Source organism: Chryseobacterium herbae (genome assembly GCF_025154075.1).
Taxonomy (GTDB): Bacteria; Bacteroidota; Bacteroidia; order Flavobacteriales; family Weeksellaceae; genus Chryseobacterium; species Chryseobacterium herbae.
Genome location: NZ_JAOAMU010000003.1, coordinates 39788 through 51915, shown reverse-complemented (window position 1 = coordinate 51915; position 12128 = coordinate 39788). Strand labels below are relative to the sequence as shown.

The 12128-nt window shown below is 35.2% G+C and carries 8 protein-coding genes; 2 read left to right on the top strand and 6 right to left on the bottom strand.

The window, feature by feature from the left end:
• Positions 1 to 34: 34 nt before the first annotated feature.
• Positions 35 to 760 (bottom strand): hypothetical protein, encoded by a 726-nt coding sequence (locus tag N0B48_RS10315; protein ID WP_259838726.1) that lies wholly within the window; start codon positions 758 to 760, stop codon positions 35 to 37.
• Positions 757 to 1080, bottom strand: coding sequence for a PadR family transcriptional regulator (locus N0B48_RS10310; RefSeq protein ID WP_259838725.1), 324 nt, complete (start codon positions 1078 to 1080; stop codon positions 757 to 759). Before N0B48_RS10310 ends, N0B48_RS10315 begins: the two co-directional genes overlap by 4 nt.
• An 81-nt stretch (positions 1081 to 1161) precedes the next feature.
• Between N0B48_RS10310 and N0B48_RS10305 the strand changes: the two genes are divergently transcribed.
• Positions 1162 to 1701, top strand: a complete 540-nt coding sequence (locus tag N0B48_RS10305) for a 2'-5' RNA ligase family protein (RefSeq protein ID WP_259838724.1) — start codon at positions 1162 to 1164, stop codon at positions 1699 to 1701.
• A gap of 206 nt (positions 1702 to 1907) precedes the next feature.
• Here N0B48_RS10305 and N0B48_RS10300 read toward each other — a convergent pair whose 3' ends face one another.
• Complete coding sequence (locus N0B48_RS10300) at positions 1908 to 3272, bottom strand: T9SS type A sorting domain-containing protein (protein ID WP_259838723.1); 1365 nt, start codon at positions 3270 to 3272, stop codon at positions 1908 to 1910.
• 2 nt (positions 3273 to 3274) lie between these two features.
• Positions 3275 to 3766, bottom strand: a complete 492-nt coding sequence (locus N0B48_RS10295; RefSeq protein WP_259838722.1) for a hypothetical protein — start codon at positions 3764 to 3766, stop codon at positions 3275 to 3277.
• Between the two features lie 322 nt (positions 3767 to 4088).
• Here N0B48_RS10295 and ruvC point away from each other — a divergent pair, with 322 nt between their 5' ends.
• A complete protein-coding gene (ruvC, locus tag N0B48_RS10290; RefSeq protein WP_259838721.1) occupies positions 4089 to 4643 on the top strand; it encodes a crossover junction endodeoxyribonuclease RuvC in 555 nt (184 codons plus the stop codon).
• Between the two features lie 29 nt (positions 4644 to 4672).
• On the opposite strand, the gene N0B48_RS10285 is transcribed toward ruvC, so the two are convergent.
• Both N0B48_RS10285 and N0B48_RS10280 read right to left on the bottom strand, forming a co-directional pair.
• On the bottom strand, positions 4673 to 5341 hold the full coding sequence (locus N0B48_RS10285) for a hypothetical protein (RefSeq protein WP_259838720.1): 669 nt from the start codon (positions 5339 to 5341) through the stop codon (positions 4673 to 4675).
• A 6-nt stretch (positions 5342 to 5347) separates the two neighbouring features.
• On the bottom strand, positions 5348 to 12127 hold the full coding sequence (locus tag N0B48_RS10280; RefSeq protein ID WP_259838719.1) for an RHS repeat-associated core domain-containing protein: 6780 nt from the start codon (positions 12125 to 12127) through the stop codon (positions 5348 to 5350).
• Between the last annotated feature and the right edge of the window lies 1 nt (position 12128).

The following is a 12128-nucleotide window of genomic DNA, read 5'->3' as shown; positions in this document are numbered from 1 at the left end:
TTAAATGGTAATTTATCAGTTGATTATCAATATATCAGGCCTCAGAAGTCTGAAGAAAATTCTGTAGTTTTTTAAGGGTCTTTTTATGTTCAAAAAAATTGAAGAGCGTAAAGATAACCGCAGTCTGCAATACAAAAGGAATCACTAAAGTAATAATAACACCTAAGATTTCTGTCGTATTTTGAGCTTTGAAAAACTGGTAAGCATGATGTCCGGTTTTTCCGATGATCTGCCCCATTGAAATGGCACTTACCACCATAAGTCCCATATTTTTCTGATACATGGTATAAAAGCATTTTCCTTTATATTTAAAATCTGCTCTCATGTATTTCCAGATCTTTACATTTAGAACCCAAACCAGCCCCAATGCCAATAGGAACATCCCATTCAGCACCTGGAAAAACATTCCGTATTCCTCCTGGTTTTTTGCAAAATAAATCAGCAATAGATTAATTCCGAAGAAAAAAAGCCCCATTATAATAGATTTTATCAGCAGCCTGTTGTATTTGTCTTTGATTACTTTTTTGGCAATCAAAGGAATTTGTGCCTGGGAAAACAGAATATAACTGACCATTTTAAATTCTCCATCCCAGGATTTCTTTACTTTCAGAAATGCATCTTCAAAATTGAGATTTTCATGGGTCTGGACATCTAAAATCTGAGATATCATATGGTCTTTTATTTCCAGCAGAATATCCAATGGCAGTTTTTGAAAGATAAGATAGTCCGTCACCTCATTTTCCTGTATCTCAGTCATCATATGTTAAAAATGGTATTTAGGTTTAACAAATAACTTTTCATTTCGTTCTCTTGAACAGCCTGCTGTTTTTTCCCCTTTTCGGTCAGAAGATAATATTTCCGGTCTCTTCCGTTGATTTTCTGAATTTCTGAAGTGATCATTCCATCATTCTCCAGTTTATGAAGCAAGGGATACAACGCACCTTCCGTCATTTCAAGCTCGCCTTCTGTAAGCTCTTTTGCCCGTTGCGTGATCTGGTAGCCATACATTTTTACCTCTTTTGAAAGCAGTTTCAAAATAATGTTCTGGAGTGTTCCTTTGTAAAGACTGTTCTTTTTCAAATGATCTTTTTTATACCTTTCAAATCTATGCATAATTTTCTTATGTATGAAATTTTTTTGAAAAAAAATGTATTTTGCCATATGGAAAAAATGTATTTCATCGCGATCTATCCTCCACAGGAAGTTATTGGCGAGGTGAAGATTTTTAAAGAAGATCTCGTTTTGAACTATGACAATTCAAAGGCACTGAAAAATGATGCCCATATTACTTTATTTCCACCCTTCTCCAGAGAACTGGAGTTGGAGAGTGATATTCATGTGGCTTTTCAAAAGATAGACACCAATCTTTCTCCCTTTGAAATAATACTAAACGGTTTTGGAAGTTTTCCAAATCCCAAAAACCCTGTCCTTTTTATACAACCTGAACCGAATGAGAATTTAAACCTCCTTCATCAAAATGTAAAACAATATTTCAATTTTAAAAAATATTCTTTCAATCCCCATATAACTGTTGGCTACAGAAACCTCAGCTATGACAACTATCTGAAAGCATGGGAAGTTTACAAAGAAAAAGAATACAAAACTAAATTCACAGTTGATAAAATACTACTTCTCCGTCATGATCAGAATTGGACTCCGATCGCAGAAAAGAAACTCACAGGAATCATTAATGAACAATAAATGCCGGCTTTTACAACCGGCATTTATTGAGTAAAGAAGCTTGAGGCTGGAAGAGGGAAGTTATTGAGGGCGGAAATAACAACTATTAATCTGTTCTTATTCAATTTTAAAATTAAACACAATTAATTTCTTGACGACTGTCAGAAATGACAATTCCTAAAAGTAACTTCCATCTCCCTTCTTCTCTCTCCCAGTCTTTACTACATCTACTCTTTCACAATTTTCTGCGATATAATCATTCCTTCATTTTCATAAACATTCACAAGATACGTTCCGGCAGGAAGATTTTTAATATTCACCGACAATGTTGAACGGTCTTTTATATCTGATTTTATACTGATAAGCTTTCCGGAAGTATCATACAGCTCGATTCTGGTATTTCCCGCGAATTCCTGTTTTCCTTTGATAAAAAATTCACCGTCTGAAGGATTGGGATATATGCTGTATCTTCTTTCTTCGGCTTTCACTTCTGTCATTTTTTTGGCAGCAGATTTATTCAGCGTCCAGGTGATATTCGTAAAGTGAAGGGTACTGTGGTTATTCACCTTAAGCAATGGATTATTATCATTCACCGAAAAGATCAGGGTATTATTTCCTACATTCAACTGGGAAGGAGACACTGTGAGTGAATTGGCTGTTGATGCAAGCAATGTTCCGTTCAGCTTCCAGGAATTCACTAATGTATTAGGAATCGGAAGAATTTCATTCACGGTAAAAGTTACATTGGAATTGGCATTAACCGTTGAAGTATTCGCAGGTGTATAAGAATCTACGGGAGATACCAATGAATGAATTTTTTCAATAATAGCTTCTTTACAGACCGAGCAGAACTGCTGGTTCAGGTACCTCATCTCACAACTTTGGTGCGGACGATACCATGAAGGGCTTTCCGCATAAGAATATACACCTACTCCGTTAAGTCCTACCCAGTTTTTCCATTTTACAGTAGCAGGATTTGAAGTCTGGGTTTTATTAGGAGATTCTCCGGAACCGGAAAACCAATATTCATCGGCCAGTTTTCCAAATGAATGCCCTAATTCATGAACAACAATTTCATTGGAAGATCCATTGAGAGACGCGAATGCATACGAACCGCCACATCCTCCATACTCTGTAGAATTACCCAGCACGTACGTAATGTCATAATCCGGAACATTGGCGGCAAGAACCTGACCTACTTTATTGGTGGTATTGCTGTAAATACATCGGTGAACACCGAAATCAAAGGAAGAACCAAGATAATTATTCGGATTGGACACCGGAATTACCGGTTCAGTGACATCAGTCGCCGTTCCAGGATGCTTTACGCCAGAAGCGGTAGAAACCACCTTCACGGCATAGGCATTAAAATAATTTTTATATTCTGTGTAAGGGCTTTTGGTAAAAAGATAATTAACGGTAGACTGAGCCGAGGAGACGAAGGAAGTCTGCTGAGCTGTCGTAAAACCATCACCCAATACCGCAATAATAATACGTTTGTCATTCGATCCGTTCTGAAGAAGGGGAACCGTCTGGAATGTCTGTGCAGCACAGCAGCTGCCGATGAAAAGGGCTAATAGGATTTTTCTCATGGTTATAGTTTTTGGGTGAATAAAAGCTGATTTCCGGATTCCGTTACTTTTTCAATCCTTACCGACTGGATGTGTTCAGAATAAGAATATCTTACACTGAATTCAGCATTTTCAAGAGGAATTTTCTTTCTGCTGACGCCTTCTTTTTCATAGACTTCCATTTCAGGGTGCAGTGGATTTTTCACCAGCTGTTTCGTAATTTCCTTTCCACCTGTATCAGACAGAATCACAATAAGATCTCCGGCTTCCACTTCACTCCTGTCAAAAGAAGGAGCGAATTTCAGCTTTCCTTCAGCAATTTTCTTTTCCTGAAGGATAATTCTTTCTTTTCCGGAAGCTTCCCTATCGGTTCTAAAAAACAGATAAACAATCTTACCTTCTTTCCGGATTTCAGCACCGGAGGTTTTATCCCCTGAATAACCTAACGTACTGCTTTTCTGAAAACTGCACAACAGAAGAACGGGAACAATAAAAAAATTAAGTAAATTTTTCATGGCACATTTTATTTTAAAGTTATACATATTTCCCGATACATTGAATATTTTTTTATTTGAATTTGGGATTTTTAAGGAGGGAAGTGGAGGAGGGAACTTGTTGAAGTCTAAAATATTAAGAAAACTTGAGATTGGGGTAATACAACGTTCCGGGATACGGGTTTCGTGGTTCAAAGCAGTAACTGTCGACCAACAATTCAACTCTCAAACCCATATCTCGTATCCTGTAGCTTCCTTCTTCCTCTTCCCACCTTCTGATCTCAGTTATTTTAAATCCTCTTTTTCTCTGATAAAAAAGTTTAGAATATCCTATCTTTGAGCCATGATTTCAGAGAAGATAATTTTAGGCATTGATCCCGGAACGGCCATTATGGGTTTCGGTATTATTTCCGTAAAAAAAGGCAAAATGGAGATGGTTTCTATTCACGAATTAATCCTGAAAAAATATCCGAATCACGAAACGAAGCTGAAATATATTTTCGACAAAACATTAGCCCTGATTGACGAATACCATCCTGACGAAGTAGCTCTTGAAGCACCGTTTTTTGGGAAAAATGTACAGAGTATGCTTAAATTAGGCCGCGCTCAGGGAGTTGCTATGGCAGCCAGTCTTCACAGAAACATTCCAATCACGGAATACTCTCCTAAAAAGATTAAAATGGCTATCACCGGAAATGGAAACGCCAGCAAGGAACAGGTTGCAGGAATGCTTCAAAATCTTTTAAATTTAAAAGAATTTCCTACAAAATATTTGGATGCATCGGATGGTCTTGCGGTTGCGGTATGTCATCATTTTAATTCCGGAACGATAGCAGATACTAAGTCTTATAGCGGGTGGGATAGTTTTTTGAAACAAAATCCAGGGAGGTTGAAGTAGGGAATTTTAATAATAAAAACCACTGTGATTTACTCCAATATCAAAGGAACTTTCTTTGTCTTTAGTTTACCATGAAATATTTTAATATGATTCTTACGTAAAGAATCTAAATCAAATGGGGTCAAATGTTCTTTAATTCTAGTGCTATCAAATTCCATCTCTACCTGAATGAAATATTTTTTATTTTTATCAAAGGTATAGTATGTTCCTGACTCTTTTAATTGTTTTTTAAAAAACACTATTTTTTTAAAAAATTTATTTTTTTCATTAGGACCAACAAAAAATTTATTTTTCTGCATAGCTCTATAGCTTTTAACCCAATAATAATCTATATTCATTCCTTTATTTAAAAGATTTATCCATAATAATGAATCTTTCTTTTCATTGAGAATGAATTCATTCATCTCTTTTTCATTTAAAAATAATTTGTCAAGATAAATAGGACCACTAACTTTTGGTTCTTGACCATCACTGTCATTTATTATAATTTTTGTTCCTGTATAATATCCCCAACCCTCATCAGAAATAGAAGAAGGTAGATAATATATATATTTTTTATCAGAATTATTTTCCATAATAAAACATATGCTTTCATTAGCCAGACATGAATCATAACAAAATTTGAAATCCATTCTCTTTTTATTACAACTAAATAAACTAAAAATACCACCAATAAGAATTAAAATTTTACATTTCATTTTATTTTATTTTCCAAAATCTCTTAATAATATAGATGCTTCATACATATTTTGATTTGATTGTGAAACTTTCCAATCAAAAGTCCTTTGTGAATCTGCATAAGTTGCAGACCACATATATGCGCCTACCTCACTTTGGTGTACAATATAATTTTTAATCACCTTACTGCCTGCATCTGCTCTAATCATACCTGCCCACATTGCCTCACTTCCATTTACTTTACCAATAGCATGAGTAATTTCGTGTCCTAAAGTCAACGCAGCAGCAATATTTGTAGTATATTTTTTAAGATAAAGTTTAATACTTATACTGCCATCTCCATTGCTTTCTGTTTTTCCATTAAATTTATCACTATCTGGATGGTTTTTAAGTACGGTCGCCCATATTTTCGTTCCATGAAGTTTATTTAGCAATTCTTTCAATATAGGTACTTCATTCATCATCTTCCACATATCTGATGGATTACCTGAAAATTTAGCTTCGGCATCACCCATGATTTTCTCTACCTGATTACGCAATTTATCATAATTACTTCTATCAAATCCATCCCTTACAATATGTGCCGTGTGATTTAACCCACTTGTAATCAGCCCTTGTTTAAAACCGTCCCAAAAACTTCCTCCAGCTATTGCAGAGGAAATCCCTCCGGATAACCCTCCTGTTACAATCATGGTAGCCTTCATCAAATCTTTTCCAAAACTATTATAAACAGTACGTCCAGCCGCTTTTGTCGCACCAAAATCTGTACCCAAGGCCTGCACACTGCTTGCCATCAAAGAAGAAATAGCACTACTTAATGCTCCTGCGCCGAATTTCCCCCCATCTATTGCAGACATGGCCCCTCCGCTCAGAGCATGCATTCCTGCTTCAAATAAAGCCTTTCCTATAGAGAGCCCTTCCTGAAAAAAAGAAGTCGCAGCCGAACCAATACCAAAGCTTATCGCTCCTGAAACCGCTCCCATAAGGGCAGATTTACCTAAACCATACCAAAACGGTATCCCACTGATCATATTGACGATTACCTTGGTTGTAATTGCTACAGCAACACCTATAACAACGGCCAATCCTAAAGTAATTTCATTACCATCTAGATCTACATATAACAGAGGATTGTTATATACATAGCCAAAGCGGTCATAATTTTGCGTATTGAAAGGGTCCTGAACCATATTATCCGGGCTTAGAAACTTTCTAAGGATAGGGTCATACAGACGTGCATTCATATTAATAAGCCCTGCCTTCCAAAGATGCTCATGTCCGGTGTAGCCTCTGTCAAGGAATAAGTTCCCGGTTGCCAATTGCTGACTATCGGTAATAAGCTGTCCCGATTCATCTACCAAACTTTTTAGATTACCCCATGCATCAAAAAAGCGTTTCTCTACTACAGAACCATCTGTTTTCGTAATGGCTAAAATACTTCCCAAATTATCCCTATGAAGGTAATAATTATCACTCTCCTGTAAAAGTCCGGCTTTTACAATCTCTTTTTTAATATAATTTGCAGAATATGGGTCTCCCGTGATATAGGTAATAATTTCTATCTCTCCACTTCCTTTTGGGCCTGGTTTTCTCGTAATCTCCACCGCAAAATCGGAAGAATAGAATTTTGTCCTGCCCGTGACGCTTGAACTCATTGAATATCTGCCGTTTAGTATATTATACTCAAAATTCAAATCTTCTTTTCCGGCAAGCTGTATTCTTAATGGGGATTTAAAAGCATTGTAGGTAATGTGTGCAAAACCTCTTTGGCTATTTACATTCTGTCCATTGGTATTAAAATCAATTTTTTGTAGCTTATAATCGGTTTCATTATAATTATACTTCCCAAGTTCTGTATTGGAAGTGATTCTGCCTCTTTTATCATAAGTATATTCATTGGTCAAAACGTCATTTACGGCTTCACTTAACAGTCGGTTCAACTTATCGTAAGTGAAATCTTCTTTTTTGCCAAAAATATTATTCCTGCGCGAGTTCAGCACTCCTTTATTTACGTCATAATTATAGTCTATATCTAAAGCCAACGTCCCATTATTGGTATTCTGATGTCTGATATTAAATAGAGAAAAGTCATTGGGATTATATTGACTGGTAATTGTAAATCCGTTACCGTATTCCATTTGGGTGGTCTGCCCTCTCGAATTAATATCTGAAACGTGCCAAACCATAGTTCCGTTATCATTATTCTGCTGGATTAGTATGCCATTGCTATCATACACATTTTTAATGGATGATGTAGAGCTATAATTTGAAATAAGGGTATACATATTTACACCTTCTGCTCTTCCAAAGCTATCAAATGTAGTAGATGATGTATACGTAAAATCAGGAGTTTCTTCTTTTTTTCCTTTTATCCGATAATACTGGTCATAATAGGTAGTATAGGTAAATGTTTTTCCGTTACTGGTTCCTGTAATGGTCTCTGGTAATTTTGTCTGTCCGTTATAAGTATAATTTTTTTCTATTGTCGTGTTTTCGGCAGGTGTATTCCCATAGGTTTTCTCTGCAAGAGGTCTTCCCAGATCATCATAGCTATACAATGTATATCCTTTAGGATTGGTTTCTTTGGTAATACGGCTTAGGTTATCATACTCATAGGTAAAATTTCCTGCAGAAGGGTCTGTTATTTTCGTTTTATTGCCCCAACCATCAATCTCAAAAGTGGTTTTTATTCCCTCATAATTAGTTTCACGCAATGCACCATTAGGATAATAAGAAAATGAGAGCACCCCCCCGTGATCCTGCTGTCTTATTGTGTGCCCCATTGCATCCAACGTTTTAGAGGTCTTTTTATAACCATCTTCTACAGTTACTTTCAATCCCTCATAACAGGTAGTAATCACTTTTCCGGTAAAAGATGTATTTTTTACAGGACGGTTCAGCTCATCATATTCTACAGTATTCCATTTGGCGGGTTCTCCTTCAAAAAAAGGTTCCGATATTTTTATTTTTCTTCCGAAAAGATCATATTCGGTTTTTGATACGAGCCACTTACCATTAATAGACTGGGTTTTGGCTTGAATTTCCCTGTCGAATTTATCAAATGTGACAATAGTTTCAGTCCCTCCTTCTCTTTTTTTATGGAGATTATACACTCCTCCTGTTGAGACATCAGCAACAGATTTTGAAATTGTTGTTTTTTTTCCAAGGAAATCTGTAATTTCATTAACATTTCCCCACGAGTCATACGCGTAGGAAGTCATTAATCCCAATGAAGAAGCCTCGGAAGAGGCACGCCCCAATGCATTAACATTGATTGTGGCAAACAAGGCGTCCGGAGTTATTGTTTTATTTAGATATCTGTTAGTGACATCATACTCATAAGTTGTGGTTTGCGGAGAAATACCCGTTACTGAACCTGTTTGGGTCTTCAGATTCCCAATACTATCGTAAGTATATGAATTAAGTATAGGAGGAGCATTAGGTTGATTTCCATATTTTTTATTTTCTGAGACTTCTCCATTTGGAAAATAAGCATGCTCTTCTTTTGTAATAAAAGACAAGCCATCCTTGTATACAGCGTTTTCCACTGAGGCTATTTTGCCATAGAAATAATGATCCGTGTTGAAAAATTCCGGTTTGTAAGTATACTTTGATATAGATGAACCTGCACCACTATAATCGGTATACGCTGTTTTTAATTTCAGATCATCATTTTCGTCATATTCATATTTCTTACCGATGGTAATCTTTTTAAGATAGTCCTTTGAAACTTCATCTGTAGATAATACCAAATACTGATGATTACCCTTATCAAATTTTTTATTAATTATTGTATTTTCAGTGAAAAACTTATTGATACCACCATAAGTAGATTTGACGGTTGCATTATCCATTTCAGGATCACTTGTTTGTATATTCCAAAAAACAGCTTTTCCCGGGTTTTTATTAACATATTTCCCGTTTTTAATTTCAGATTCATAAGCATCACTGGAATACGTTTTTTGAAATCCTAAAAACCCTTTTCCTATTAAATGCTGTATCCCGTTCTCATAACGATATTCCTTTGTAAGTGTCTTCCCATCAAAAACCGTATGTATTTTATGAGCCATATAAAGAATGGGATTGGTTTGATGGATATAATAAGGGTATTTAAAATCCTGAGCTTTATAAAGATAGGTTGATTCAGTAGTATCAGGACTTGCAATCATATTTCTGTAATCAACTCTCTGCACGACTTCCGTACCATTGTTTACTTCCTGAATTTGTTTTTCTAAAAAGTTACTGTTGTCTATAGTAATATTAGTGGATGCTCCTGCATAAACGAAAGAATCTCCTCCAAGAGGATCATAAATATAAACTCCTGATTTTGATGTATTGAGATAATCAAAATTTGTAGCAGAAACAATGAGTGATAGTGGAGAAATTTTGGTGTTTTCTATAGAATACGTTGTAAGTTTCTGGAAAGTTCCCCCTTGCAAGTTTTTATTTTCATAAAAATTCATCCTATTGGTAATATCAGAATTGAAAGACTCATAGACATGGGGGGATGTCATTCTAGATAATGAATTACTAAGATTATTAATTGGGACATTAGATAAAGAACCATTGACATTATATTTTGCGGAACCTATTTTATTTAACGTGATAATATCTGAACGTCCATCATTATTAAAATCGGTGATGATAATATTATGAGTAGAATATCTTGTATAGGCATATTCATCCGGTTTGCCATTCCAGAATTTCTGCCAGAAAGTAGATCTTTTAATATAATTACTTTGGGCAGGCTTTAAATAGGCAATTTTTTGCTGTGTATAATCTTCTTGATTTTTCACAAAAGAAACTCCATTACCCGTATATTTCCACCAAAGTAATGTTTCAGTTTGCATTCGGTAATAAGTATCCCCCATCTTCACCCCGGAGCTATCATCCTCCGGAATCGCATATACATTTTGGGGAGTAAGAAAATCTGTAAGGCCATCACCATTAAAATCACCTAAAAAAATTGGCGTATCACTTCCAAAATTAGAGAGCGTCTGATTTGAAATCTTGATGTTTAAGGAATTTGTAGTGAAATCAATTTTATATACTGAATATTTTGAATTGTTTTTATCGACTGCTAATAACTCAGGCAGACCATCCCCATCAAATTCTATGGGATAAACATCTTTGTTATAAAGAGGTATTGATGTTTCATTTAAAAGAATAGGGTTCAACTCAACAGATGTTCCTGAATTAGCTTTTCCTATCTCAGCCCAATATATGCGGTCATTACGATTTACATTACGTGGTTCAATGATTAGAAAATCTACAAGACCATCATTATTAAAATCTCCTTGAATATAGTCTCTTCTTGTATTGTCTCTGGTGTAAGTAGTTTCATAGGTTCCGGAACCATAGTTATCATAAGGGTCTGGTGGAATATAGTTTTGTACTTCTATCAATCCCCCTTTTACAGGAACTCTTATTTTTCTTTCTTCTCCAGTTACCAAACTTTTTATTTGAAAGACAACTTCATCTTTAAGCTGTTGATTACCTGGACTATTCGGATTGTAAGGATCTTCGGATCCTGTAATGTTTTCGTAAACATTAATAAGCTGATCTTTTTCTGTAATTTTATTATTAAGATCTAATACTTTACCAGAAAACAATAATGTGCCTGAATTATTATTTTCTATGGTTATAGAGGGATTCTCAGCTACTGCTCCTACTTTTAATCCGTACCCATTTGTTAACCTAGTCTGGAAAACAGGTTGAATCTTTTCAGGATCTTTATTAAGAAAGTCGCCCATGGTTACACTCCCCAAACCAGTAACGGAGTTCGCTGTTCCACTTCCAGGAAAATTACCCCCTGTTATACCAACCTGAATATGAGAAATGATTTTGACACTTCCCTGGTTCGTTGTATTATAATTAAAATTAAGGGGTTTTAGAGCTTCCCCATGTTCATTACTAACAGCAATGTTGCGCAAACGTTCTACACTATTATCTTCAATAAAATCATGTGACAAAATATATTTCCTGTACAATGAAGGAGAAGTATAAGTGGTTCCAGAATTTATTTCATATAAAATCTTTGAACTGGTATAGGCAATTCCATTTCTAAATATCTGGATATTTTTTTTCCTTGCCTTATATAAAAAATTAATATCAAATTTATCATTTGCAGGAGTTGTCCCGCCATAAGATATTTTTATAATGTTAGGTATGTTATTTTCAACCTGATATGAATAGTGAACTTCATTATTAAAAGAATCAATAAGAACAGAAATATAATGTTGTCCTGAAACAAGCTCTTTATATTTGGCAATTTTTCCATCCGGATATTGAATTATAAAAGAAAATTCACCGGAAGCAAATTGGGTAATCTTTAATTTGGAAAACTTTTCGGTTACATAATTTGTTTCACTGATTTTGATTAATCTCTGTCCATCCAAGTAATAAGGATCGGTATTATTGAATTGTACTCCTATAGTAATGCCATCGATTTCCTTACTCTTTCCTCCTTGGGTAATTGAAGAAAGCCCTACAATATTCCAGCCCCACCCAGCTTGCCCGTTAGCGCTTTGACTATTGTATACCAATGCAATATTGGGTTGGAAACTACGTAAGCCTTTTACTGTTTCTATAGGTAAGGTATAAGTTAGAGCTCCGGATTCATTAACATTCATCTCAGCATTAACAGAAGGAATCAGTACATTAGGAATATTCTTATTTGACGAAGCTGAAGTTGTATTCTCAGCATATCCGGCTGTACTGTATGGTAATGGAATTTCCTTTGTTACTTGAGCTTGAAATAATAAAAATGCAAATAAAAATGTAAATAAAGAGTATAATTTTTTCATC

Coding starts and splice junctions, on each gene's coding strand:
- N0B48_RS10315 (WP_259838726.1), bottom strand. CDS start 760: ATGATGACTGAGATACAGGAAAATGAGGTGACGGACTATCTTATCTTT.
- N0B48_RS10305 (WP_259838724.1), top strand. CDS start 1,162: ATGGAAAAAATGTATTTCATCGCGATCTATCCTCCACAGGAAGTTATT.
- N0B48_RS10300 (WP_259838723.1), bottom strand. CDS start 3,272: ATGAGAAAAATCCTATTAGCCCTTTTCATCGGCAGCTGCTGTGCTGCA.
- N0B48_RS10295 (WP_259838722.1), bottom strand. CDS start 3,766: ATGAAAAATTTACTTAATTTTTTTATTGTTCCCGTTCTTCTGTTGTGC.
- ruvC (WP_259838721.1), top strand. CDS start 4,089: ATGATTTCAGAGAAGATAATTTTAGGCATTGATCCCGGAACGGCCATT.
- N0B48_RS10285 (WP_259838720.1), bottom strand. CDS start 5,341: ATGAAATGTAAAATTTTAATTCTTATTGGTGGTATTTTTAGTTTATTT.
- N0B48_RS10280 (WP_259838719.1), bottom strand. CDS start 12,127: ATGAAAAAATTATACTCTTTATTTACATTTTTATTTGCATTTTTATTA.